Genomic DNA, 25,533 nt, shown 5'->3' on the forward strand with positions numbered 1-25,533 from the left:
GTCGATGTACCTGTTCCTGGCGCGCGTGGCGACGCGCGGAGGGCTTCGTGGTGCTGTGGAACGCGGGCGGCGGACGGGTCCTCGCGGCGCGGCGACGCCGGCCGCGCAGCGACGTCGTCGTGCTGATCGATCGGCAGGCTGCACCGTCGCTGGTGGTCGAGGCGATGGATGCGGGCGCCGCGGCCTGCATCCGGGAGCCCGCTGCGGCGCTGGTCACGGGCTACCTGCTGCGGCTGTACGGCAGGTGTGCGATGCCGGGGCCCGGGCAGTGACTGGGGGCGTGAAGGACACCCCCCTCGTCCGACGGAGTCAGCGCTGTGGTGCCTGTGCGGGATGCGTGCGGCTCTCGCGTACCGGGGCCCACTGCGGCGGCCGCCGGTGCGCGGTCTCGGCGGCGGGCAGGGTCACGAGGAAGCGGGTCTCGCCGGGCCGGCTGGTCACCTCGAGCTCGCCGCCGTGTTCAGCGACCACCGCCGCGACGATGGAGAGGCCCAGGCCGGTGCTGCCGGTGGTGCGCGCCCGGCCGGTCTCGCCGCGAGCGAAGCGCTCGAACACATGCGGCAGCAGCCCCGGGGGGACGCCTGGTCCGTCATCGCGGACCTCGAGGCGCACGGCCGGGCCCCGTCCGGACACCGCTCGGGCCAGTCGCGTGGTGACGTGGGTGCCGGGCGGTGTGTGCATGCGGGCGTTGGACAACAGGTTGGCCACCACCTGGTGGAGCCGCTCCGGGTCTCCGACGACGTGGAGGCCGGTGGCGTCGTCGAGCCCGTCGGCATCGTCGCCGGGCAGCTCGAGCGACCAGGAGTGCTCGGGCGCGGCGACATGGGCGTCGGACACCGCGTCGACGACGGTGCGGGTGAGGTCGATGCGCTCTCGGGCCAGCGGGCGGCCGGCGTCGAGCCGCGCGAGCAGCAGCAGGTCCTCCACGAGCACCGTCATGCGCTCGGTCTGCGAGCCGACCCGGTCGAGCAGGCCGGCCACCTCCGGGGGCATCTCCTCCGAGCGCCGGCGGGCGAGCTCGGAGTAGCCGCGGATCGCGGCGAGCGGTGTGCGCAGCTCGTGGCTCGCGTCGGCGACGAAGCGCCGAACGCGGGTCTCACTCTCCTGCCGGGCCTCCAGCGCCGCACCGACGTGGCCGAGCATCCGGTTGAACGCGACCCCGACCTGGCCCACCTCGGAGCGCGGGTCGGCGTCCACGTCGGGCACTCTCTCGGCCAAGTCGACCTCGCCGCTCTCCAGCGGCAGCTCGGCGACCCGGCGCGCCGTGGCCGACACGCGGTGCAGCGGCCGCAGGGTCAGCCGGGTCGTGAACGCGGAGGCGATCCCCGCCAGCAAGATGCCGAGGCCGAAGATGATCGCCTCGGCGACGGCCAGCCGGGACACGGTGGCGTCCAGGCCGGCAGTGTTGATGCCGATGAACACCGTCCCGGCGGTGGCCGACGTGCCTGCCATCACGCGATAGGTGCCCAGCTCGCCGAGGTCCACGGTGTCCGGCGGCGCGCCTGGGCGCACGGCGATCACGGGCGCGACCTGGTCGAAGGCGACCGGATGGTCCGACCCGCGACGGCCGAGCAGCACCGCCGACGTGATGCCGCCGTCGGTCGCGCGGACCTCGAGGGTGCCGTAGGGACGCTCGGGCCCGCTCGTGAAGCCGCCGCCGGCATCGGGAGGTGGGGGAGGGCGACGGTCGTCCTCGGGCCGCGGTGGGGCGGTGCGGAAGAGGGAGACCGCCTTGACCTGCTCGTCGAGCTGGCGCTCGAGATAGCCGTGCAGCGACCAGACCGCGCCGACCCCCACGACGGCACTGACCACCGTCAACAGCGCGACGGTGGCGAGCACGATCCGAGCCTGCAGCGTCCGGACCGACCACGGGAACCGCCCCAACGACCAGCGGCTCATGTCTTCTCCGCGCCCGGCTTCAGGACGTACCCGGCGCCACGCACGGTGTGGATCATCGGCGTCCGCCCGGTGTCGATCTTCTTGCGAAGGTAGGAGATGTACAGCTCGACGATGTTCGACTGGCCGCCGAAGTCGTAGTTCCACACCCGGTCGAGGATCTGCGCCTTCGACAGCACCCTGCGCGGATTGCGCATGAGGAAGCGCAGCAGCTCGAACTCGGTGGCGGTCAGCTCCACCGGCTCGGCACCGCGGAAGACCTCGTGGCTGTCCTCGTCGAGGGTGAGGTCGCCGACCGTGAGGCTGGGCTCGCCGCGCACCACGGTGGCCACTGCCGCCCGCCGCAGGAGTCCGCGCAGGCGGGCGACGACCTCCTCGAGGCTGAACGGCTTGGTCACGTAGTCGTCGCCGCCGGCGGTGATCCCGGCGACCCGGTCCGCGACGGCGTCGCGGGCGGTCAGGAACAGCACCGGGACGTCGGGGCTCTCGGCCCGCAGCCGGCGCAGCACCTCGAACCCGTCGATGTCGGGGAGCATCAGGTCGAGCACCACGACGTCGGGGCGGAACTCGCGTCCCTGCCGCACGGCACCCAGCCCGTCGCCGGCGCTGCGCACGTCCCAGCCCTCGTAGCGCAGGGCCATCGTGAGCAGCTCGGCGAGGGTCGGCTCGTCGTCGACCACGAGCGCGCGGACCGCGCTGCCGTCCTGACGGCGGAGTCGGGGCTGCGTCACGGTTGCCATCTCATAACGGTGGGCCGACGAGGTGGGGGCCGCCTGGGTCGTGGCTGTGCGTCACCTGTGCGTCGGAACGGCTCGTCCCATGCTCCCGAACCCTCCGCTGCAAGCAAGCACTGTCCGAGCGCGGCCGGGGGGCCGCGAGGGTAGCCGGCTGTGGGAGCAAGTCGGTGAGGAGCCGCAGTGCCCGCCGCGGCCGCGACCGGAGCAGGTCCGCTCGAGCGCTGTCCTGGTCTTGTCGGTCAGGCCCTCGCCCGGTTCCGCAGACGATCGGCTCGGCGGCTCTGCCCGGTCGCGACGCCTGGACGAGCCGGAAACCAAGTTCGCCTTGAGCAGCAACTCGTTCTCCTGCGCGCGGACAGACTTCACCCCGCGAGCCATTCGTAGTAGCCCTGACGCCCGAACATCGAGCACCCGACAGGTCACCGCGACGTCGAAACCGTCGGCGAGTTCGTGGACCAGCGGGAAGACTACTTCGGGAGGATGTTCTCCCGCGCGAAGTACGCTGCGGCGCGCTTCAGGATCTCGTTTTCCACCTCGAGGCGGCGCTTGTCCTTGCGCAGCTCGGCGAGCTCGGCGCGCTCCTTGCTGGTCAACCGGTCGCTGGTGGTGCCGTCACCGGCGTCGGCCTGGGCCATCCAGTTTCGCAGGCACGACTCCGAGATCTGCAGATCCTTCGCGATCGCCGCGACCGGTTGCTCGCCACGGCGGGCGAGCTCGACGGCGTGACGCCGGAACTCCGGCGGGTGAGGGGCAGGCACGAACGACGTCCTCCCTGGCGGACCGGGTCCACCTCAGACGAGGTGTCCGGTGCCAGGGGCCAACCTCATCCCGACGGTTCATGGCTCGGTGGTCAGGGGCGCGCGGCCCCCGAGATCGGGTCCTCCGGACCTTCCCGTGAAGTCCTTCGGTGGAGGGAGATGTAAGCCGCGCGATGCGGTGCCGACGGCGGAGCTGTGGAGCGAGACCTGGTCGATATCGACGGCGAGTACAGGGGGCGTGGGCACGTGATGAAGACGTCGAACCGAGACGTGTCGAGGAGCGGCGAGCCGGGATGCATCGCCGTTTGCGTTGGGAGCACTGCGGCTGAGGCTGATGGCCCGGCGCCGTCGCCCCGCTGTCCGGCTTCGCTGCCGCCGGCGGAGGGGTTGGCGCGCGTGTCGCTCCAAGCGTCGACGGACCGGTGCCCGGCATGACCGCCACGGCGGTCGGCGACCTGGCCGATCGGGTGGCGGGCGCTGTCCTGCGGCCCGGGGAAGAGGGTTACGAGGACGAGCTCGCGGGCTTCGATCTGGCGGTGGGCCAACGGCCCGCGATCGTCGTGGGGGCGACGGGCCCGGCCGATGTGATCGCCGCGGTGCGCTACGCGCGCGACGCGGGTCTCGCTGTGGGTGCGCAGGCGACCGGTCACGGCATCACCGTGCCCGCCGACGACGCTCTGCTGATCACCACGCGCCGTGCCGACGCGGTGCGGGTCGACCCCGCCGACCGGACCGCGTGGCTCGAGGCCGGGGCGCTCTGGAGCCGGCTGCTGCACGAGGCGGCACCGTTCGGCCTGGCGCCGCTGGCGGGCTCCGCGCCCGCGGTCGGCGCCGTGTCCTACACCCTGGGCGGCGGGCTCGGCGTCCTCGGTCGACGGTGGGGGTTCTCGGCCGACCACGTGCGCCGGCTCGACATCGTCACCGCCGACGGCCGGCCGAGGGTGGTCACGGACGACGAGCACCCGGACCTGTTCTGGGCGCTGCGCGGAGGCGGCGGCAACTTCGGGGTCGTCACCGGGATGCAGGTCGAGCTGGTGGAGCTGGCCGAGCTCTACGGCGGTGGCCTGTTCTTCCCTGGCGAGGCGGCTGCTGAGGTCCTCTCCGCGCTGCTCGCCGTCGGCCGCGACGCCCCCGACGAGCTCAGCCTGTCGGCTGCCCTGATGCTCTTCCCCGATCTCGCGACCGTGCCGTCGGCGGTGCGGGGCCGCTGGTGCTGCCAGGTCCGTGTCAGCTCGACGGGTACCTCGGAGCGTTGCGAGCAGGTCATCGCACCGCTCCGACGCGCAGCGACCCCGCTGCTCGACACCGTGCGGACGATGCCGGTCACCGATGTCGGGACCATTCACAACGACCCCACCACCCCGCGGGCGACCAACACCCGCTCGCTGGTGCTGCACAGCGCCGACGACGACGCCGTGGCGACCGTGCTGCGCCACGCCGGGCCCGACGCGTCGTTCGGCGTCGAGCTCCGACAGCTCGGCGGGGCGCTGGCCCGTGAGCCCGCGGTGCCCAATGCCGTCGGACACCGCCACGGTGCGGTCACCGTCTACACGACCGCGTACCCGCACCCCGCCGGCTCTCGTGCGTCCGACGGCGCCGCCGAGCAGGCCCTGCTCGACGACCTCGCGCCCTGGAGCGACGGCGGCGCGCTGGTCAACTTCCTCGCCGGCCCCCACGTCACCCCCGCCGACGTCCGGGCCGCCTACGAGCCCGAACTCTGGACCCGTCTCGCGGAGATCAAGACCCGTTGGGACCCCGGCAACGTCTTCCGGATCAACCACAACATCCCGCCCGGGGCCACGGACGCGGCGACTCCAGGAACGACGTCGGAGTCCCACCTTGACGGCGTCGTCTCATGACGTCCCACGTGAGCATTCCGCTCAAGGGCTCGACCGCGGGCATGCAGTACGCCGGATGGCAGCCGAGCGCCGTGGCGATGTCCGGGCTCGGCAACCAGGTCCTCGCCGGGCAGCGCATCCCCGTGGGCGGCGGAGTGACGCTCAATGGAGACGTCTACACGCCGTCGACGCCCGGCCGCTACCCGGCGGTCGTCTCGTTCGGCGGCTACAGCACCGAATGGCACACCGCGGGCATCCCGACCGGCACCAACGAGATCGGCTCCCCGCCGGTGTTCACCGACCGCGGGTACTGCCCGGTGATCGTCGAGCGCCGCGGCATGGGCCGTTCCACCGGTGAGCAGGTCATGTTCTTCGACCCCCAGGACGTCGACGACCACGAGAAGGTCATCGCCTGGGCGGCGGAGCAGCCCTGGTGCAACGGGCAGGTCGTGCTCTTCGGCACCTCGTACTACGGCATGACCCAGCCCCTGGTCGCCGCCCGCCGACCGCGCGCCCTGCGGGCGTTCTTCGCCAACGAGATGTGCACCGACTTCTTCCGGCACCTCGTGCAGTTCGGCGGCGTGCCGGCCAGCTTCTTCCTCGCTCTGTGGATGGGCGGCAACTACACCGAGGCCAACTACACCAAGCGGATGGCGCCGAACCGCCGGGCTCTGATCAGCCACCTCACCAACGGTCCGCTCCACCCGTTGATCGAGAAGCTGGTGCACAGGAACGCCGACCGGATGTTCGACTCCTTCATGGCGAGCACCCCGGTCGAGTGGGCGCGGCGCGTCTACACCCACTGGATCTTCGACGAGAAGACGCGGGAGGAGTCCACGATCCCCGAGGGCTCGTCACCCGTCCTCGGCGACATCGAGGTCCCGTTCACGGTGGTGCAGAACCTCGGGTACTTCAACCTGCACCAGTTCGGCAGCTACGACCTGTTCGAGAACGCCGCGACCCCCGCCGACCGCAAGTGGATGATCCTCGGTCCGCCCCGGTTCGACCTGCCCGTGTACGCCTGGCAGGGCGAGGCGCTCGCGTTCTTCGACCACATCCTGCGCGACGTCGACAACGGCTACGACGCGCAGCCACCGGTGCGTTACTGGCTCGACGGCGCCGACCGGTTCGCCACCTCCACCGCGTTCCCACCGCCCGACGGGGAGGTGACGCGCCTCTACCTCGGTTCCGGCGGGGGTGATCACGCGAAGCATCGGCTCGACGCGCAGCGCACGCCTCCGGGAGCCAACTCCTGGGTCGCCGTGCCGTTCGGCGTCCCGGTTCTCGGCGGCCTCGACGAGATCGCCAACCAGACCCTGGCTTTCGACCTCCCTATCACCGAGGACCTCCACCTCGCCGGGGCGGTCACCGCCCGGCTGAGCGTCAGCAGCAACGAGATCGACACCTACGTCCTCGCCCGGCTCTCGCGCGTCGATACCGCCGGCACTCTCCACCACCTGTCGATGGGAGCCATCCGGCCCGTGGCCCGCACCGAGGACGTCGCGCGCAGCACTGCGATCGAGATCGCGATCGACTCCGGGCGGCGCGAGCCGCTGGTGCCCGGCGATGCGGTCGTACTGCGCTTCAGCCTGACGCCCGCGCCGACCCGGCTGTGCGTCGGCGAGACCTTGCGCCTCGAGCTCGCCAGCCGCTCGGACCTGCTGCGCAGCGACGTCCGCGAGGGCTACGCCCAGTTCGATCTCCCCGTCCCGCCCTACCTGTCCCGCAACACCGTGCACTACGCGGGGGAGAGCTGGCTCGAGGTGACCACCGTGCCCGTATCCGGGGATCGGTGAGAGGCCCCCACGAGAAGGGTTCGCCATGACGGATCTCGAACAGGCGCTCACGGCGCTCGCCTGGGGCGATCCTGCTGTCCTCCAGGACCCCGCGGCGGCGATGTCGAAACTGGGCGTCGACGTCCCCAACGGCATGCGCCTCGACGTCCGGGTCCAGCGCCGGGACACCCTGTACCTGGTCATCCCACCCGCGTCCCCCGACGGCGAGCCAGGCGGCGTGGTCAACCAGATGGACCTGTGGCGCAGCGGCGACCAGTTCGTGTGGATTCTGTCGCAGGACGCCAAGTTGGCGTTGCTGGGCATGCGCGAGCAGTTCCGCGGCCGGACCGGCCAGGACGAGCAGTGAGCGGCGACCGCTTCGCCGAGCACTATCGGTTGGTCAGCACCGATCCCGAGAAGCGCGCGGAGCTGGTGGCCGACCCGAAGGCGGCTCTCGCTGCGTACTTCGGCGCGATCGTCGACGGCGATTACCGCATCGAGGTCATCGAGCAGCGGCCGGACACGATCACCGCGGTCGTCCCTGCTCCGCCCGAGCAGGAGGCCGACCTCCCCGCGCGACTCGCCGACGTCTCCGGGCGGGCCTACGACATGCTGCACACCACCGGGATCGCCGGATACCTCGTCCCCGACGACGCACTCACGTGGGTGCTGCGCGACATGCGCGCCCTGTGGGCCCGAGGACCGGGCGCAGATGACGCCGGAGCCCCAGCCCCATCCTCCGAGGACCGGGAGTGACACACGGTGAACGTTCGCGACGCGTTCTACGAGGTGCTCCGCGCCCACGGGATCCGCACCATCTTCGGCAACCCCGGGTCGAACGAGTTGCCCTTGCTGAGCAACCTGCCGGCCGACTTCCAGTACATCCACGCGCTGCAGGAAGGCGCAGCCATCGGGATGGCGGACGGCTACGCCCGCGCCTTGGGCCAGCCAGCCCTGGTGAACCTGCACGCCGCGGCCGGCACCGGCAACGCGATGGGCAACCTCACCAACACCCAGGCCGGGCATGTCCCCGTCATCGTCACCTCCGGCCAGCAGGCCCGTCGTTACGCAGCCCTGGGGGCACTGTTGACCAACGTCGACGCGCCGACGCTCGCACGGCCGCTGGTGAAGTGGAGCAACGAGCCGCTCCGCGCCGAAGATGTCCCGCACGCACTGTCGAGGGGCATCCTGCTCGCCACGTCCGCGCCGTCCGGGCCGGTGTACCTCTCACTGCCGCTCGACGACTGGGACCACGATGTCGATCCCGGCGCCCTCTCGCAGCTCGAGATCCGGGCGGTCCACGGTGACCCCGTGCTGGCCGAGCCGTCGCTGGCGCTGATACGCAGCAGGCTGGCTGCAGCCTCGAACCCCGTCATGATCCTCGGGTCCGGCACCGACGACGCTGCCGGCTGGGACGGAGCAGCCTGGCTGGCGGAGAACCTCGCGCTGCCCGTGTTCGTCGCGCCCAGTCCGTCGCGCTGCCCGTTCCCCACCCGCCATCCGAACTACCGGGGCATCCTGCCCTCCGACATCCCCGGTGTCGCGAGCGCGCTCGACGGCCACGACCTCGCGATGGCCTTCGGTACCGCGATCTTCCGATACCACGTCTTCGCTGACGGCGACTACCTCCCCGCGGGCACCGAGCTCTGGACCGTCACGTCGGACCCCGACGAAGCAGCCCGCGCCCCCGTCGGTCGCGCTCTGATCGGCAACCCGTCCGACGCCCTGTCCCGGCTCGCCGACACGACGCCCTCCGGCGAGCGGGCGCCCCTTGCTGCGCTCGCCCGGCCCCGTCCGCTCGACAAACCAGGTCCGGCCTTCAGCGCCGAGGCCATCATCGACGCGCTCGACGCCGCCAAGGACGAGAGCACCGTCATCGCGCACGAGTGGACCTCGGTGGACACCACCTGGGACCGGTTCGATCTCTCCCGTCCGGGCAGCCTGTTCTTCCCCGACGCGGGGGCGCTGGGATGGGGCCTTCCCGCCGCGATCGGTCTGCAGCTGGGGGACCCGTCGCGGCGCGTGCTGGCCGTCCTCGGCGACGGCGCGTTGCACTACACCGTGAGCGCGTTCTGGACCGCCGCGCACTACCGCGTGCCGGTCGTGTTCGTCGTGGCCCGCAACCGCGAGTACGCCGCATTGAAGAACTTCGCCCAGGTGATGCAGTTCGGGAGGGTTCCCGCCCTCGACCTCCCCGACATCGATGTCACCCACATTGCCGGCGGGTACGGGATACCGGCGACCCGCGTCACGAGCCTCACCCAACTCACCACCGCCGTGAAGGAGGCGCTGTCCGCCGACGGTCCCCGCCTGGTCGAGGTCCCCCAACAGCGCCTGTCCACATGAGTCGCACTTGCCTGGTGACCCCGGCGCAAGTCACAGCGAGCGGCTGGCTTCTGGGAGGTCCACTCCGACAGCCCTTCAGCAGCGACAGACACCGCTCGAAGGCGGCGACCTTCAAGCCGGTTGGAGCCAGCGCGAACGATTTTCCTGGGCGAGATCGCCAGGAGTAAGCGTGCCCTGGAACGATCTGGAGTCACATCGAAGATCGCTCCACGGAGCTGTGAGCAGCGGAAAGAGTGCGCCGTCAGGGACTCGAACCCCGAACCCAGTGGACGAGAGTCACGGCGTCGACGGTGACGCCTCATAGACGTTCATGCTGCTCAATGATGGTGCTCGTCGATCTGGATCATCTGCGGTCAAGCCCGATGCCCGACGATGGCGTGACGTAAGCGGTACCCAAACCGGGACCTCTAGACCGATCTTGGTGCAAGCCGCGGGCGAACGACAGTCCGTCTCGCGTCGCCGAACGAGGTTCGTGAGGGGCGGGGATGACTGCCCACCGCCGTGTCACCGCCGGCAAGACTGACGACTAGCGAGACCGTCCGGGATCCCCAGCCGAAGCAGATCGCCGCGCCCTGCTCCCGCCGCGACGGTAGCTCATCGCGTTGTCGGTCCCCGACGCACTCGACGCGCAGGGCGTGGTCGTTGAACAGCTCGCCATGCGGCGCAGAAGACGCAGCGCAGGTCGGATCGCGCTCGTCGGGCCTCGACATAGGCCACCCGGGGAGTGGTCGTCAACCGCGACGTGCAGGTAGACATGTCCGATCCTGCAGCCGTGAACTGCCTGGCGACTTGGACCCGCCAGCCGACGCCATCATGCACCGGCCGAGCTTCTTCACGTCAACGTGGAGCAGCTCACCGGGCGGCGATGTTCGTAGCGCGCACGCCCCGGCCGTGCCGGACCGGCTCGCCGGTGATCGATCGGCGCCAGCCCTGGCACCCTGTGGCGGCCCAGAATTCGCCGACGGTGCATGCGACCAGCTTGAGTTCGGCGGCCAGGAACAGCGCTCCGCGACGCGTAGTGTCGTGCAACGCAAGGACCGAGCCTCGACCTCGCTTCTGATGGCAGTCGGGCGTCTCAGCTCGCCCGTTCGAGGTCCGGTGGGAGCTAGGCCAGCGAAATCTGGCTCCGGGCTCCGGCTGGCGCGGCGAGTTGAGGCGGTCCAGGGTGATCACCAATCACTGGTCCATCACTTTAATGGTTCAATCAGGTGGCGTACCTCGACTTTGATGTTGCTCTCTACAAGGCTACGGCTGTCAGCACTTTGGGGGTGACTGTGTGGGCCTCACCTCTGACGGTTCCGGCAGTGGTGCGACGCGGTGGTGTTAGCGCTTGGCACTGCTTGAGTCAGATACGACGATCTCGGTTTACCGGCGGTGGAATTTCAACGCGCCGTCTGCCAGCTCATCCGCGGATACTGCAAGCGTGCTCTCGCATGGAACCATCGGATACTGAAGCGCGGCTCAAGAGCGATGATGGATTGGGACCAGCCCTTCCAGTCGCCGCATGTTCCCGCCGGGCCGCGCGGGTAAGCGCGAGCGCCGAGCGCACGGTCGGCGAGGCCGACTACGCTGGTTTCGTGGCTCAGGCCGCCGCCGAGACGCATCCAGTCACAGCAGGGCGTTTAGAAGTACAGGAAAGGGCATGTGCTCAAAGGATTACAGAGCAATGATAGCACGCCGGGTCGTGATTCGGTTAATTTCCAAGCGCCGGTCCGCGGCCGTTGTGTGGTTCCTCTCGCGCGTCTCTCTTTCAGTGGGCACTGGGGGAACCGGTCTTGTGGTCGAGTAAGGGCTCTCACTGGGTGGCCGTTAGGAGCGGGAGTCGTGGCGACGAATATATCGAGCGGGGATGGCCAGGACGAGCCTGCTCCGGAAATCGAGAAGAGCGGCGGTCGGACGGACGAGCCGATGACATCCGGCGACTATTCGAAGGCCCTGGAATTTGAGCACGACTTGATCAATCGCAAGATTACATGGTTGCTAACGTCTCAAACCATCCTTTTCGCTGCACTCGGTCTGACACTTCAGGCGCTTGTTCTTCGGATGGTGGATATTATTGCCTACGTGGGCCTAGCTCTTTGTTCAATCGGGCTCCTGGGTCTAGTTGGGAACTTCAGGGCGAAGCGGTTCGTCCATAGCGACTACAAGGCCTCCCGCATCCTCGGTTCGACCGGTGAGCGTTTGAGGGGTCGCGAGCCGGGCGAACGGATCTGCTGGATTAAGCGGTGCATCCGCTGGATCTGCGGTCGACGCGAACCTGATCGTGCGGAGTGGGGAGTCCGAAGTGTCACGACATGGTGGGGGGTCCTTATGGATTGTCTCATCCCTGTGGCCTTTGGCGTGGCCTGGATCTTCGTTCTCATCCACTCGGGCGAGATCGTCGAAGCTGCCAAGGCGGCGAAGACGGTTTCGCCGAGATGAAGCAGATTGCTTCTAATGCGGTCGCGGACCACCATGCTCTCCAGCGAACCTCTAAGCTCTTAGGCCCGGCGCGACTTCCCGCCCCGGGAGGAGAGTCTGACTGCCGGCAGTCGGGCCGAAGGTGTCGGGACGGTGGGCGCCGGAGGCTGGGACGCACATCCCGTCACGCAGACACTGAGAGCCATGGCGCCCGATACCGCCATCGTGCTCAGACAAGATCTCCTTGCACGCACAGCTGGCAACGTAAGGCGCCCGATCTACGACCGCCGAGGGTGTGCCGATACCCCTCGAAGGGCTGACGGCCGGCACGGCGCATCCTCGCATTGATGATCTTTGAGCGGCGCAACCAGCCGGAGTATGCGTGCCCGAAAGTAAACGGAGTCACCTTGAAAGATCGCTCCATAGACCTGTGACCAGAAGAAAGAGTGCGCCGTCAGTGACTCGAACCCCGAACCCAGTGGACGAGAGTCATGTCTTTTCACGTGATGTGTAGTGCTCGTTTGTGCTGGTCGGCGGCGGTGTCGCAGGAGATCATTGGCGGTGGCGAGCCGTGAGCGGCCGTCGTGTGACGTAAGCGGTACCCAAAGCGGGCCTGCCTCGCCGATCTCGGTCTCGGTCTCGGCGCCCGGGGTTCCCTTCTTGCTGGGAGGCGACAAATCATCGCAGCCCGCTCCGGCGCACCGCAGGTGATCGGCCATCCCCCGCAGCGAGCGGGTCATCGTCGACCACGTCGTGACCTACTGCTGCCGTCGCCCCGGGCGGTCCTCGTGAGGGAGTCGCGCGCAGCACACCAACTCGGCCTTCGCGATGTCGTAGGCCGCGACCCGCGCGATGATCTCCTCGTTCTCGGGGTCTTCTTCGAGCATCACCGGCCTCCTCGCCGCGCACCGACCCGGGGGCCACCCGCACGCGCCGCGCGGCACAGTGGAAATTTGATCTGCGTGCTCGAAGCAATACTGAAGCGCCCAGGCGCGACCCTCTCCACCCCGCTGAATCCGGAAGAGCCTGCAAAGAGTCTTAAGAGTCCACGCCGCCCTGCAGTTTCTCTGTCAGGTTCTGACTAGTGTTGTGCGCATCTTCTGCCGAGTAAGCAGTGGCTTGAATCCCAAAATAGGCGCTGCCGATTGCGACGATAGGGCTCGCGGCTGCGCCAAAGTACGCTAGCTGATTGCCACCCGCCCCGAGGGACATAGCGAGCCAAAGTGCTCCACGACTTCTAGAAGACCAGCAATCATTCCGATGAGCGCGAATAAGGGATAGATTTCTGCCGACGCGTGACCTGTCGCCGATTTTTGCTACTCTCAGGTGCATGATCGTCCATGAATCTTCTCCTAGATTGGTTGACTCTGGAGCTCGTGTGATGCGCCACGGGTGCTGCTCACGCCAATGGGCGAGCCTCTCTGGGCGACCTGGGCCGCGGCCGTCAAGTCCAGCCAGGCGTCCCTGGTCGCGGCTACGCTCCTCGCCGTCACCGCAGCGGTCATGATCTTCATTGTTCAGCCGACCGAGCACCAGATGGCGAGCAGGCTCGTCACCAGCGTCCGTGCGGCCGCGACGGCGTCGGTCTTCCTGCTCATCTCCGTCGGCGCCTACGTCACCTTCGTCCCGGAGCCTTCCCGAAGCGTTGTCATGGTCAGTGCCGTGGTGTCGACCGCCTGCACGCTCCTGGTCCTGCTTGCCTGGATGCGGGCCCGCCCCGAGCGCGACCCGAGGATCTCGCCGTGGGAGCAGGGGCTCACGCTGGGTCCCGACGCCGAGCGTCCGCAATTCGACAACCTCCACGACACCCGCGAGCACTTCGACTTCGACCGTCCGGCGATCATCGTCGAGTCGTCGGAGGGCGACCACCGGGACAAGTTCCGGTGGACCGCGGACCACGTCGACCACCTGAGCGACCGCCTCAAGAAGGTGCTGCGGCGACTGCGGTCAGAGCGCGGCGACTGACCTCGCCGAGCCCGAAAACGTCATCGTCGCTGTTCTCGCTCGGGCGCTCAGCTTCTCCGGGCCCTAGCCAAACGGGCGTGGTGAGGATGAGGATTTTCAGGCCATCGCCGGTACATCGAAAGTGGAGACCCTGTTGTCCAGCGCGTCTTGCGACCAAGCAGAGGTGCGGCAGCCGTCCCATCTTGCTCGCGCTGCGGGTCGCAGAGCGGGCGTTGATGCCGGGTCATGTTACGACAAGGGCCCTGGCGCCACGGCCGCTCTTGGCCGCCAGCAGCCCCCATCAAGGTTGATTGCCTCATCGGGCCCCGGCCACTTGGGCACAGTCAGGAGGATGAGCTGCAAGGGTTCGAATCCAGTAGTGCGAAACTGAAAGGCGACTCCGGGGGCGATGTCAACGCCGACACCAGGCCAAAGGACGTCGATATGGCCGCCCTCATCAGAGGCGCGCCAAAGTTCGCCATGCCCGGCGATCGTGTACCAGATCTCATGAACGGAGCGATGGCGCACGGGAGCGGAACATGCCCCGGCAGGGAGTAAACAGTGTGCGAGGCTGCCATTCTCCACGCCACCAAGCGATCGAATCTCCGAACCATCCGGCGCGATGTGGTCTGGGGCGTGGTGGAGTGCGCCCGACATCCAGTCGGCAACCAAGTCGTCGGCTGAAGCCTCATCTGGTTCGGTGGCGCCGTCGTGCCATGGGCCTGCCTCGATAGTGTGGAAGAGCTCAGGTCGCCAGGACGGCATCACCGCAACGAGGAAGACCAGTGACTCACCCCCGCTTGCGCGATACTGGAACTGCGTTCCAGCTGGCATCCATACGAATATCCCCGCGCGCAGCTTGCTGATTCCTTCATGTCCGTCATACCTACGCCATATCTCACCGCGACCTGCCAAGATGAAGTAGGCCTCGTCGAGCTCGGGAAGCTCATGGGTCGGGGCCGTTTGTCCTGCTGGACATACGGCATGAGCGAGGTCGCCGGCTTCTGTTTGAAGAATGAGGCGGATCTCCGCCCCGCCTCCAGGCGAGACTGAGTCAGGCTTATCTGAGATAAAGTGTCGAGAGAAGCTCAAAGCAATCACACCTTCTACGAGGTGCCCACAGGCAAGCAAGGGCTAGCTCTGGGGGCGTGGTACATGCCTTGTCTCCGGTCTTCGCGAGTGCTTGTCAATCTCGACACGGGCTGGCGATCCTCTCGCGGTAGAGGATCGTAGACCCAGCGACGTGACTCCGCGCTACCTAGGACGTCAAGCGATCCGAACACGCCGGGACGGTTCAGTTGTCTTAGGATAGGTGTCGGCGGACCGTCAGAAGCCCAGTCGGCGGTTTCAGTTCCTGGTCTTGTCGAGACATTATTGGCGAGGGATGTGGCTTGTGACCGGTCGGGATGTGGTCTCTGTCGTGGTGGGTCTCCGCTCGGAGGCAGATGTGGCCGCGGCAGCCCGGAGGCTTCGTGGCCACGGCCTCGAGGTCGTGTCGTTGCCGAGGGACGGGCGCGCGCCAGCCCCACCGGTTCGACGTTCCATTCGGCTAGCTCGGTTCCGAAGGTCTCCGTGAAGAGGCTCGGTGAGCATTCGACCGACACTGACAGCCGTGACACCGCCACAACTCGGAAGCCGAGGCGGGCGAGTTCCCTCGCGGCCTGTTCGAGCTGGCCAGGTTCGACATGCAGATCGCGGACCGTCGCGGAACTCGGTCGGGCGGTCGTGGAGAACAGCGACGCAAAGGGCGACTCGGCCGGGCTGGCTACGGCCACCTCGACGCTGAGCAGTGTTTCTGAGGAGTTCATCGTGCAACGCCTCGTTCCACGGCGACCGCCGACAGGGCGTGCGCCGATTCCTTCAGTTCTTTCGGTGGGACTGGCAGGTCTTGAAGGAGGTCGTGTCGGAGCCGTACGCCGTTGACGATCGCGTCGAAGTCGGTGTCGAAGAAGGAGCGGAGCCGGTGCATCCGTCCACCCACCGCCATGACGGTGGGGGCATCTGCAGGAGCGTCGGCACCCCGTAGTTGCGCTTCGAGCAGGGCTAGCGAGGTGAGGAGCACTTCGCGGTCGTCGTTCAGTCCCGCAAGTGACGGCGGCTCCAGGGCCCGCCACTGCTGGAGCTTGACCACCAGCTCGTCCGTCAGTAGGTCCCAGCCGGACATCTCAGCCGGTCGGGAGAGCGTCATATCTGGCGCCACGAGTCGGCTCCGCTGGTTGTGCCGGTCGGTTACGATGATCAGAGGACGGTCGCCACGCCGTGCCGCGACGTAATCCAGCGGTACGGGGTTCCCCGGTGCGGTGTCGTAGACGACGGCGGCCGCCTTGGCGAGCGCGATGTCTGTAACCATCGGACCGACGCGGACATCCCGAGCCCGAACGTCGTCTATCCCGAGCGGGATAAAGCCGGCGCGCGGCACGGCAGGAAAGACGAAGTCGCGGAGGAGGTTCGACGTCGATCTATTGGCCGCGAACAGCGCCAATTGGGGAGCGATGCCGCTGTTGCGCTGGAGCTCGGCTGTGGAGGCGTCGAGGCGCGCGTCGATCAGTGGTCCGACGGCCCGCTCCCATTCGCTCCGGAGTTGCTCGAAGAAGTCGGCTAGGATCTCCGGTCGCTTCTCCCTCGGCGCCCCAGGATCGAGCACCACGGGCGTGACACCACGCCGTTCGAAGCGCGACGCGGTGTTGTCGGGATCGCACGCGAGGATCGCCCAGATGGGCCGCGTCATCCGACCGAGCCGCTCCCGGAGCAGCGTGAGGATTTCCCGAAGATCGGCGTCGTCGAGGCTGTAACCGATCAGAACCGGATCGCTGGTCAGGAATGCGCTGGAGAGGAACGTGGCCAGTACGGGGTTGCGCTCGAGGAAACCGTCGTAGTCCTCCTCGGTGACGACGAGGTCGTTGGGGTGGTTCAGGTCGCCATGTAGCTTCAACAAGTAGGTCGCCGCCTGTCGTCGCGAGATCGCCAGCTGCGACTCTCCGATCATCGGCACGCATGGCCGCCGTTGCTCCGCGTACGCGCGGTCGAGCAGGAAGTCGACGTTCGTCGTGACTACGATCTCGAATGGCAGTTGCGCGAAACGTCGATGAACCTCACTGGTCTCGACGTCGTCGATGAGCAGCAGCTCGTAGAGGCGTTCGATGAGGTAGGCACGGCGGTAGTAGGCAGCGTAGGTCGAGAGGCTGTCGATTGGGTTGGTCGAGCTGATCCCGACCAGGTCGGCGAACCGTCGGCCGAGCTCGCCCCACACCGGCGGCCTGCGTCCGTCACTGGTCGTCGCGCACGCCGACAGGCCCGCTCCCAGGACGGGTAGCCAGCGGCCTTTGGCCAGGGTCTCGCGCAGGTCTCGTGGCAGCCGATTCACGAAAGAGGTCGCGCGAGTCCGGGCTACTTCTGGATCGGTCATCTTGGCGCCTGACCGCCATCACCGGCGTTGACACCGGACGGCAGCGTCACGCCGGGCGGGCCTGCCGGCCCAGGGGGCCCCATCGGCCCGGGCGGGCCCATCGGACCCGTTTCCCCCGGGTCGCCCTTGGGGCCGACGACGGTGTTGGCGGGGTCCGGGCACTGCGACGCAGCATCCGCCGCCGGGGGAGGCCCGCAGTACACATACACAGGCCGGTACCAGAAGAGCAGGAGCAGGATGATCGCGATCAGAGCCAGGAGCAGGGCCAGCCAGGGAGCGAGCGCGCGGCCCCGCCGGGGCCGCTGTGCGGTAGCCGAGTCGGTGGTCATGGTGGCTCCCCTCTCTCCGCTACCTTCTATCGTCGCGAACCATCGTCACCCGGGCGTCGCCGTCACCACGGTGTTGTCGGCGTACTGCCGTGTCGTGCGGTCAAACTCCCCACCGCAGGTGATGATCACTAGGCGTGGCGGGCCAGTTGGGTCGAAGAGGTGTGGCGGCAACGCCGCCTTCGGGTATCGGCGGACCTCGCGGACGAAGTAACGGAATCGCGCCTCGCCGGCGGCGAAGACGACCGCGACGTCTCCCGGGAGCGTGTGGGCCAGTCGGAACAACGCCCCCGGTCCGTATCGCCGGGAGTCGACGTGACCGACGACGACGACCGCGCCGCTGGAGTCGCCAGGGTGAGCGCCCGCCAGCCACCACCCGAGGACCTGGGGATCGTCGGGAACTTGAAGGGATCCGTCGACATGGACGGCGACAGGGCGGACGGGAGCGGCGACGCCGAGCGACGGCAAGACCAGTCCCTCAGGGATCGTGGGCGTCGTTGGAAATCGGGAAACGCCGACGGCCGGAGCGGCGAGCGGAGGCCGGGATTCCACGCCAGTACCGGCCGAGGGCTTGGCATTGGGCGCCGCGGACCCGACGACTATCAGCGTCGCGGCAATCGCGCGCGCCGATCGGCGGAGTAGGCGCCGACAGCCCCGACCGTTGTGCGAGCGCCGCAGTGTCGGTAGCGGGCTTCTGCCCGCCTCTGGGCCTATTGACGTCATTGTCGGCCTCCGGGGAATCCGCAAAGGATTGTCGCCTCGGCGCGTCACGGTGCCGTCGCGGGCGCGCAGTACGGGTGCTCGAGTGCTCGGTGCTGCCCGGTGAACCGCAATGATCAACGAGCCGGGTATTCACCAAGGCCCGGCGACAATGCATCCATGCCTGATGCTGCGCTCTCGCCCTGATGAACCCGAGCTGACAGCCTCGTCCGTGTGTGGACCTCATGTCGATCAGGTCGCGACCCGCTGCGGACAGCGCCGAGTTGGCGGCCGTCCCGCCCACTCGAGCCGGCCGTTGGCGTGCGCGACTCCTTGCGGTTGCAGCGTCTAGTGATGGCCAGGTGACACGTCGGGCTCGGCCCTCATGGCCAGCCATGCCGACATGACCACGGCCATCACCCAGCGTGCTTGTCCGCCTTGGCCGGCTCCGCCCAGGAAACACGATGTCGATGATGACAACCCTTTCCAAGAGGCCCAAGAAGTCATCGTCGCTCTAGGCATGACGCCGAGCCCAACTTGCCCGGCGATCTCGGGGGCTGCGCCGGATTAGCCTGCCTGGTGATCGTCAGCTGTGCGGACCGCTCGATCGCGTTCACGCACCTACCTCGACAACGCCGTCGTCTTCGGGCCTGGTGGGGACACCGGGAGCCGACGGCGACGTCAGTCCTCGGGCATCCGCCGGCGCAGCCACTGGGCCACGGCGTCGAGGATCTCGGCGTGACTCGTCACCGCTCGTCCCTCGGGAAGCTGTTCGTCGGCCGAGCCCGCAAGGACGCGACCGCGGAAGCTCGGGCAGCAGTCGAGCTCTCGCCACACCGAGATCACGAGCACCGCGTCGTTCCGGTCGCCGGACGCTTCCATGTGTTCACCGTAACGCGGTCATGATGTTGACGGCGCCAGCGAAGCACGAAGGTGTCACCGGTTCGTCATCGAGCGGTGCGCACGCATCTCGGGAATGGAGTTCTCCGTGCAAGCCGCTGAGATGAGCTCCGTGAGGCGACTGGTCGGCGCAATCCCCATCTCCCGACGCACAAGGAGGCGGTAGGCGTCGAAATGGCGCACGGCCTCGATGAGGTTGCCCTCGCGGAGGTGTATCCCGATCACGACACGGTGAGCACTCTCGCGGAGCGGTTCGAGGCTCACGGCCTGCAGGGCAGCGTCGAGGGCCTCGCGCCAGCGGCCTTCACCCGCCCAGAGGGTCGCCAGCTCCTCGAGTGCGTGCATGCGGAGCTGTCGCAGTCGCTCCCGCTCGAGGACGACCCAGTCTTCGTCCCACTCGGGCAGCAGGTCTCGGCGTTCGAGGACTCTTCCACCGCTCATGCAGAGCGTGGCTCCGATGGGGGTGTCCGTCCGGGTCAGCGCTCGAATCTCGCTCATCACGGCGTCGACGTCGACCCATACGTCTGGTGCGAGGCCCACGACGTTCGGACCGGCGCACAGCACGTTCGTGTCCTGATTCAAGCGCCACAACGCCGTACGAAGGCTGCCTTGGGCGCGGCGCTCAGTGGCCTCCGACCACAGGTAGCCCGCCACCCGTCTTCGCGTCATGGGTCCTCGGAGGGCGAGCAGGGCGACGAGACGTTGGGCGGGCCCGGAGAGTGTCGCCGTGCGTCCTTCGTCGACGAGGCGGAAGCCGCCGAGCAGGCGAAGGGCGCACCGCCGCTCGTCCGATCGGTCGCCGCTCGCCGTGCAGGACACGTGCGAAGACGAGGCGCTCACCATCGGCCACCCCCCGCGAGACGAAATGGCATCATCGTGCAGAGGAACCGTCGAGGAAATCAACGTCCGTAGGGACGATGAGATCCGCGCAGACGGGTGACGATTGTACGGCAACGCCGACGGAAATCGGAGCGTCAACAGGTCGTCACCGAGTGCGCACCGCGATCAACGGTTTGTGTGCGTCATGCTCGTGCCATTGGGTATGGGGTCCGCGAATGCTCGCGTACGCCGATTCTGAGAGGCGCCAGCAGCGCCGGCGACGGCTCGACGTTGAGCTCGCGTCGCAGCAGCCGTCGATAGGTCTCGTAGGTGCGAAGCGCTTCGGCGCGGTTCCCTTCCGCGATGTGCGCCTCGATCAGGGCGCGTTGAGCGCTCTCCCGCAGGGGCTCGGCGGCCACGGCGAGGAGAGCGGCGTCGACGGCGTCCGCGGCGCGGTCCGCCTCCGCGAGCCGACGGCTCAGCGACTCGAGGGCATGGAGGGTGCGCTGCCGCAGACGCTCGCGCTCGTAGAGCACCCAGTCCTCACACCACCCCGGCAGCAGGTCGAGGGCGTCGATCCAGGACGGCCGGACGGCGAGGTCCTCGACTCCCGGTACTCCGTTGATCACGCGTTCAGCCCAAGCGTGGACGTCGCGGATGTCCACCGCCACACCCTCGTGCAGGCCGAGGGTCCACTTGTCGGCGTCGAGCACATCGATGTCCGCGCAGCGCAGTCGCCACAGGGCGGATCGCAGGTTCCCACCCGCCCGGTCATCGCCACCGTCCGGCCAGAGGGCGCCGGCCACCTGGCGACGGTCAATGCGTCGACCGTGGAGGGCGACGTAGCCAAGCAGCCGCTTGCTGCCCTCGGGCACCGCGCGCTGGCGACCGTCGACGGTCACCGTCGGACCCGTAAACATGTGCAGCACGGTGCCTCCCGCTGCGCCCTCGGCGGCGCCCGCCGCTCCCTCGGTCGCCTCGACCATGGCAGCCTCCCCGTCCCCAACGGCGCGCTCGACCCTAGGCCGCAGCCGTCACTGAGCTGTCACAAACGTCGGAGGTCGCTGCGCCTTTCGGGTGGATCCTCCATGCCACGCGCAGTTCGGTCACGCTGCATCACCAGTCGGGCGTACTTCGCGGGCCACCCAAGGTGGGGGTGCGGTGACTCCGAGCCCCTGCCACGGGGAAGAGTGCGCCGCTACACAGTCACGCAGATGTCCCTGAGAGGCCGCTCCGGCCGCCGCGTCCGGTGGGCCGCCCCGTGATCGGCGCCCCTCGGTCTATTTGAGGAAGATCAGCTCGCTCGGGTTGAGGACGAGCTTCACCGTCTGTCCGTCCACATGCAGGACGTTGCCGAACCCCGTCACCGCCGAGGTGTCGGTCCTGATGACGCGGCCGCCGTGAGTGTCCATGTGGGGCAGGAACCCCGAGAAGTCGGGATCGCCGTCGTTGACCGCCAGGTAGTCGGCGAGGCGTCGGAAGAGCTTCGGGAGGACGAGTCGCTCTTCAGCGATGATGTCGATCGATTCGAGCGTCAGCCCCGTGAGCGTGGCGTCGTCCCGCCACACCCCCTGCTGTGCGGCTCGAGCCTTCGACGCCGCCTCGGCCAACGTGCCACGCAGGTCGGGAAGAGCGACGAATAGAAGGTCACGACGCCCAGCCCTCGTCCACGAGGTGGTGGTTGATGCTCTCGCGGACCTTCTTGGCGGTGGGGAAGAACGCGGGACCGTCCTGTGCGACCTCGCCGGAGAACGCGAACGCGACGCAGCGCCCGTAGTCGTCGGTGGGCCTGGTGGCGATGTGGCAGCGGACCGTCTCCGGCTCGGACCGAGTGACGGTCTAGTTAGGCCGCCGCTCGACGTCGGTGAATCCGAGCAGCTCCAGGGCGCGGCTCGCGGCGCCCCGCGCAGAGGTCAGCGGCTGGTGCGGCGGGCGCGTCCCGCCGATGGGCGGCGTGTAGTGCGTCTCGGGGGTGTCGATTCCCTCGAGCCGGAGCTGTGTGCCCCCGCCCGTGTTGACCCGCGCGCGCAGGTCGGCCGTCCTGAAGGCGTCCTCGTCGTCGGGGTAGAAGCGGAACGAATCACCGTCCGGAGCGGCGCCGACGATGCTGGAATGTCCCTTGATGAGCGCTTAGGGCACAGTCGTCACTTCCGAGCATTCGCGAATCCGTTTGGCTCCTTGCCCGATCTCGGTTGAAAGCATCGATCGGTCTCGTCATGGAGCCGGCACGACATCGTCACCGCGTCATCGCCATGACGGCGATCCGCGCTACGGCCTCGCCGAGCCCGAGCAGTCCGCTTCGGTGGTCTGCTGCTCCGCCGACCTACCACTGAAGAGCGGGCCGCGCGACCCGGGACCGTGACCGGTGCAGTTGACGGGCAGAGGGTCCGCGGAAGGTGCGGCAGGTCCATCGGTGACGGCGCCGTCGCGACGCGGACTCCGCGAGATTCGTACGCAACGCCAATGATGGGTGTCGCACCGAGCAAACGTTGGTCCCTTCCGGATGCTCTGGTTGTCCGCGAAGGCGTCGCAGCGCCTCCCTCCGGCAGGCGCCGGCGACGCTGCGGTGACGGCAGGTCCACAAAACTCCCCGCCATGAGCAGTCATCTGGTCCTCGCCGCGGTGAGCAGCGGGGTCCGGCGGCTGCTCCGGAACTCGATCTCGGCCGACGCAACGGTGCGTCCACTCGTCGGCACTGAGGAGGCAATCGTCTTCCTCAACCCGACCGAGACCGCCCGCGACTCGGGCAATCGACTGTCGCTGTGGCTGTGGCTGTACCAGATAGCGGAGAACGAGCTCACCAGAAACGCGCCGACGGTGCGGGCCGCTGACGACGCGAAACCGAGCTCGTGCTCGCGCCCATCGAGGTATCGGTCTGTCAGCTCAGGGCGGAACTATTCGCCGTCGACCGCCGTGAATGTTACCTTCTGGCTAATTGCAGTCACGTCGCGTGAGCTGCAAGGTTATGCGCGACGAGCTAAGGCGATGACTGCGATGGATTAGCCAAGTATGCTCTACATCTTGTCGTGCTCTCTTGTTGCAGGAGGCACTGGTGAGCCGTTCCGAGGGTTTCTTCTTGACGTCGGTGAAGACCATCGGCGACGTCGCCCTGAGGTGCTTCACATGTGGCAGGCCGACCGCAGTTACCCGAATGATCCGTCTGTGGACAAAGTGAGCGGCGCCGTCGCTGTGCATCGTCGTTTAGCTACCAACTAGGAGAATCAGATGCCGGAAAGCTTTGAGGTTCGTTGGTTCATGCCAGCTCCGTTGCCGAGCGCCCTACGCGAATGGTCTGAGGATAGTGACGCAGAGGTAGAAGACCGCGATGACAATTACTTTGTTCCGTCGCCTCAGGTCGGCATCAAGGTCCGAGGAGGCGAGAAAATCGAGTTGAAGCAGCTCCTTGAGGAGCGTCTCTGGTCCGATTCCCAAATGGCGGGAACAGCGCAGCGGTGGGCGAAGTGGACATTGCCACTTGCTACACCGACTCCGGACGAGATACGAAGTGCCGCTGAGTGGCAATTGATCCGGAAGACTCGGTGGACACAGAAATACGAGGTCTTCAACGACGATCAAGTCGTTAGAGTGCAGCGAGATCATCGTGCGCAGGAAGGGTGCAAGCTGGAGATCGTTGAGATCAAGTATGGATCGGATTTGTCGCGAGATGCTTGGTCGTACGGCTTGGAGAGCTTCGGAACTCCGAGCCTCGTGGAACGCAACTTCCTCAAGGTTGCCAGCGCCATCTCGAAGAAGTTCCCCGAAGGCTTCCGGGGAAGCGTCGGTAACTCAGTTTCGTACCCGATGTGGCTCCTACGGAGAATGCAGGGTCACAGCTAGGGCTCTGTTAGGCATGTCGCTTGCCCTGTGGTGAGTGGTGAGGTGAGTGAGTGGTGTGTAGTGAGTGTTGTGAGATTTGATGTGTGGCGTTGACGAAGGCGGTGGAGGTGCCACCGCGCAATCGCGAGGTAGTGGAATCGTGGCTGCGCTCGCCGTCGGTGCGGGCCGGTCACGCCCAACCGGCGGCCAGCGGTACTTGTTGAAGCCGTAGCCGCGGTCGGCATAGAGCTCGCGGGGCTTGCGTCGGGGCCACCCGCGTACCCGGCGGATCGGGGGGACGGCGTCGAGCAGGGGCATCCATAGCGCGAATGGCTCGATCGAGCCACTTGTCGACCCTAGCCGCGGAGCGAATCGACAAGGTGTCGACCGCTGAAGCAGTTGCAGGCGACAATCAAGAAAGGAAGAATGGCGATGAGTGATTCGACTGATGCATCGATCTTCACTGCGGTAGCTGCGTCACAGCGCAATCCAGGTTTCGAGTTCGGAAACCTCCGCACCAGGGAATACCGGTTGCACGTGCTGGGTCTGACCCAGGACGGCACGATGTGGCACACGATCCGGGGCGGGCAGGTCGTCGTGGAAGACCAAGAGTGGTGGCCGGGCGGCTTCGGCAATGTCAGCGAGGTGGTGGGCGCCCCGGGCTCGTTCACCGATGTCGCCGCATCTTGCGATGACGATGACCGGCTGCACGTGCTGGGTCTGACCCAGGACGGCATAATGTGGCACACGATCCGGTTGAACGACCGAGCGTGGTCGTCGACCGGCTTCGGCAATGTCAGCGAGGTGGTGGGCGCCCCGGGCCCGTTCACCGATGTCGCCGCATCCTGCGATCACGATGATGACCGGCTGCACGTGCTGGGTCTGACCCAGGACGGCACGATGTGGCACACGATCCGGTTGAACGACCGAGCGTGGTCGTCGACCGGCTTCGGCAATGTCAGCGAGGTGGTGGGCGCCCCGGGCCCGTTCACCGATGTCGCCGCATCCTGCGATCATGACGACCGGCTGCACGTGCTGGGTCTGACCCAGGACGGCACGATGTGGCACACGATCCGGTTGAACGACCGAGCGTGGTCGTCGACCGGCTTCGGCAACGTCAGCGAGGTGGTGGGCGCCCCGGGCCCGTTCACCGATGTCGCCGCATCCTGCGATCATGACGACCGGCTGCACGTGCTGGGTCTGACCCAGGACGGCACGATGTGGCACACGATCCGGTTGAACGACCGAGCGTGGTCGTCGACCGGCTTCGGCAACGTCAGCGAGGTGGTGGGCGCCCCGGGCCCGTTCACCGACGTCGCCGCATCCTCTGAGTTTCGACTGCATGTGATGGGTTTGACCCAGGACGGCACGATGTGGCACACGATCCGCTTGAACGACCAAGCGTGGCAGTCGACCGGCTTCGGCAACGTCAGTGAAGTTGTCGGCTGGCACTGACTACCGTCACGTGCATCTTCTATTCTCCTTCGCCGGTGAGTCACCGGCCCGAGGGGCGCGGCTCAGAGGTAAGGATGCTACCGCCGGTGATCTGGCGTCATCCTCGGCAAGCGCGATGGCCGCGTCCTGGTCGGGCACGTAGACAAGGGAAGTCCAGAACCGTCGTCGCGAGTCGCCGAGTCGAAAAGAAGGCGAGAAGTCGGAGCCGGCAATGCGGAGTCCGACGGTCTAGCGCGATGAGACACCTCCCGACGCCCGGTCCTGGGGGTTGGGCGGCTCCGCACAGGCCTGCTCGCCGAGCTCGGCGTGATCTCCGACGGCGGGTCGATCGTCAACGTCGGGTCGGTGATGCGCAGTGTCCTCACGTCCTACACCGGTATGCACGGCAACGTTGGCCAGGCCAACATGCTTGATGGGC

The 25,533-nt window shown here is 67.6% G+C and carries 21 protein-coding genes and 1 pseudogene; 11 read left to right on the forward strand and 11 right to left on the reverse strand.

Annotated elements, in window-relative coordinates:
* The first annotated feature begins 47 nt into the window (after positions 1-47).
* The gene (locus C8D89_RS17450) at positions 48-272 is read left to right on the forward strand and encodes a hypothetical protein (protein WP_116709411.1); all 225 of its coding nucleotides are present in this window, start codon (positions 48-50) and stop codon (positions 270-272) included.
* Positions 273-309: 37 nt separating this feature from the next.
* Here C8D89_RS17450 and C8D89_RS17455 read toward each other — a convergent pair whose 3' ends face one another.
* From C8D89_RS17455 to C8D89_RS17465, 3 genes are all read right to left on the reverse strand, one after another.
* Positions 310-1,899, reverse strand: coding sequence for a sensor histidine kinase (locus C8D89_RS17455; RefSeq protein ID WP_116709412.1), 1,590 nt, complete (start codon positions 1,897-1,899; stop codon positions 310-312).
* The gene (locus C8D89_RS17460; RefSeq protein ID WP_116709413.1) at positions 1,896-2,636 is read right to left on the reverse strand and encodes a response regulator transcription factor; all 741 of its coding nucleotides are present in this window, start codon (positions 2,634-2,636) and stop codon (positions 1,896-1,898) included. The genes C8D89_RS17455 and C8D89_RS17460 overlap by 4 nt, the downstream gene beginning before the upstream one ends.
* Before the next feature lie 464 nt (positions 2,637-3,100).
* On the reverse strand, positions 3,101-3,391 hold the full coding sequence (locus C8D89_RS17465) for a transposase (RefSeq protein ID WP_116709414.1): 291 nt from the start codon (positions 3,389-3,391) through the stop codon (positions 3,101-3,103).
* Positions 3,392-3,822: 431 nt separating this feature from the next.
* Between C8D89_RS17465 and C8D89_RS17470 the strand changes: the two genes are divergently transcribed.
* From C8D89_RS17470 to C8D89_RS17495, 6 genes are all read left to right on the forward strand, one after another.
* The gene (locus tag C8D89_RS17470) at positions 3,823-5,250 is read left to right on the forward strand and encodes an FAD-binding oxidoreductase (RefSeq protein WP_116709529.1); all 1,428 of its coding nucleotides are present in this window, start codon (positions 3,823-3,825) and stop codon (positions 5,248-5,250) included.
* 8 nt (positions 5,251-5,258) lie between these two features.
* Positions 5,259-7,025 (forward strand): CocE/NonD family hydrolase, encoded by a 1,767-nt coding sequence (locus C8D89_RS17475; RefSeq protein WP_207787279.1) that lies wholly within the window; start codon positions 5,259-5,261, stop codon positions 7,023-7,025.
* 25 nt (positions 7,026-7,050) lie between these two features.
* Positions 7,051-7,371 (forward strand): nitrile hydratase, encoded by a 321-nt coding sequence (locus C8D89_RS17480; RefSeq protein WP_116709416.1) that lies wholly within the window; start codon positions 7,051-7,053, stop codon positions 7,369-7,371.
* Positions 7,368-7,760, forward strand: a complete 393-nt coding sequence (locus C8D89_RS17485) for a hypothetical protein (RefSeq protein ID WP_116709417.1) — start codon at positions 7,368-7,370, stop codon at positions 7,758-7,760. Before C8D89_RS17480 ends, C8D89_RS17485 begins: the two co-directional genes overlap by 4 nt.
* Positions 7,761-7,766: 6 nt before the next feature.
* A complete protein-coding gene (mdlC, locus tag C8D89_RS17490; RefSeq protein WP_116709418.1) occupies positions 7,767-9,350 on the forward strand; it encodes a benzoylformate decarboxylase in 1,584 nt (527 codons plus the stop codon).
* 1,824 nt (positions 9,351-11,174) lie between these two features.
* Positions 11,175-11,771 (forward strand): hypothetical protein, encoded by a 597-nt coding sequence (locus C8D89_RS17495; RefSeq protein ID WP_133251942.1) that lies wholly within the window; start codon positions 11,175-11,177, stop codon positions 11,769-11,771.
* Positions 11,772-12,508: 737 nt separating this feature from the next.
* Here C8D89_RS17495 and C8D89_RS30775 read toward each other — a convergent pair.
* Complete coding sequence (locus C8D89_RS30775; RefSeq protein ID WP_279323390.1) at positions 12,509-12,637, reverse strand: hypothetical protein; 129 nt, start codon at positions 12,635-12,637, stop codon at positions 12,509-12,511.
* A gap of 520 nt (positions 12,638-13,157) precedes the next feature.
* Here C8D89_RS30775 and C8D89_RS17500 point away from each other — a divergent pair.
* Positions 13,158-13,715 carry a hypothetical protein gene (locus C8D89_RS17500; protein WP_133251943.1) on the forward strand — a complete coding sequence of 186 codons (558 nt, stop codon included), beginning with the start codon at positions 13,158-13,160 and terminating at the stop codon, positions 13,713-13,715.
* A gap of 1,783 nt (positions 13,716-15,498) precedes the next feature.
* On the opposite strand, the gene C8D89_RS17510 is transcribed toward C8D89_RS17500, so the two are convergent.
* From C8D89_RS17510 to C8D89_RS17540, 6 genes are all read right to left on the reverse strand, one after another.
* The gene (locus tag C8D89_RS17510) at positions 15,499-17,100 is read right to left on the reverse strand and encodes an SIR2 family NAD-dependent protein deacylase (protein ID WP_116709422.1); all 1,602 of its coding nucleotides are present in this window, start codon (positions 17,098-17,100) and stop codon (positions 15,499-15,501) included.
* Positions 17,101-17,474: 374 nt separating this feature from the next.
* The gene (locus tag C8D89_RS29335; protein WP_165825764.1) at positions 17,475-17,894 is read right to left on the reverse strand and encodes a class F sortase; all 420 of its coding nucleotides are present in this window, start codon (positions 17,892-17,894) and stop codon (positions 17,475-17,477) included.
* 912 nt (positions 17,895-18,806) lie between these two features.
* A complete protein-coding gene (locus tag C8D89_RS17525) occupies positions 18,807-19,007 on the reverse strand; it encodes a hypothetical protein (RefSeq protein WP_116709425.1) in 201 nt (66 codons plus the stop codon).
* A 54-nt stretch (positions 19,008-19,061) separates the two neighbouring features.
* A complete protein-coding gene (locus C8D89_RS17530) occupies positions 19,062-19,679 on the reverse strand; it encodes an AfsR/SARP family transcriptional regulator (protein WP_165825765.1) in 618 nt (205 codons plus the stop codon).
* A gap of 368 nt (positions 19,680-20,047) precedes the next feature.
* Positions 20,048-20,830: an AfsR/SARP family transcriptional regulator gene (locus tag C8D89_RS17535; protein WP_116709427.1), complete on the reverse strand. Its 783-nt coding sequence runs from the start codon at positions 20,828-20,830 to the stop codon at positions 20,048-20,050.
* Positions 20,831-21,124: 294 nt separating this feature from the next.
* A complete protein-coding gene (locus C8D89_RS17540; RefSeq protein WP_133251944.1) occupies positions 21,125-21,454 on the reverse strand; it encodes a hypothetical protein in 330 nt (109 codons plus the stop codon).
* Positions 21,455-22,439: 985 nt separating this feature from the next.
* Between C8D89_RS17540 and C8D89_RS17545 the strand changes: the two genes are divergently transcribed.
* Together C8D89_RS17545 and C8D89_RS28760 are read left to right on the forward strand one after the other, a co-directional pair.
* Positions 22,440-22,847 (forward strand): Pvc16 family protein, encoded by a 408-nt coding sequence (locus C8D89_RS17545; protein WP_165825766.1) that lies wholly within the window; start codon positions 22,440-22,442, stop codon positions 22,845-22,847.
* A gap of 222 nt (positions 22,848-23,069) precedes the next feature.
* A complete protein-coding gene (locus tag C8D89_RS28760) occupies positions 23,070-23,681 on the forward strand; it encodes a hypothetical protein (protein ID WP_133251945.1) in 612 nt (203 codons plus the stop codon).
* A 189-nt stretch (positions 23,682-23,870) separates the two neighbouring features.
* Here the strand turns inward: C8D89_RS28760 and C8D89_RS17550 are convergent.
* A pseudogene (locus C8D89_RS17550) lies at positions 23,871-23,975 on the reverse strand (IS5/IS1182 family transposase); the annotation flags it as partial.
* 117 nt (positions 23,976-24,092) lie between these two features.
* On the opposite strand from C8D89_RS17550, the gene C8D89_RS17555 reads away from it, so the two are divergent.
* Positions 24,093-25,115 (forward strand): PLL family lectin, encoded by a 1,023-nt coding sequence (locus C8D89_RS17555; RefSeq protein WP_207787280.1) that lies wholly within the window; start codon positions 24,093-24,095, stop codon positions 25,113-25,115.
* Positions 25,116-25,533: the final 418 nt, after the last annotated feature.

This window comes from Actinomycetospora cinnamomea, assembly GCF_003096675.1.
Classification (GTDB): Bacteria; Actinomycetota; Actinomycetes; order Mycobacteriales; family Pseudonocardiaceae; genus Actinomycetospora; species Actinomycetospora cinnamomea.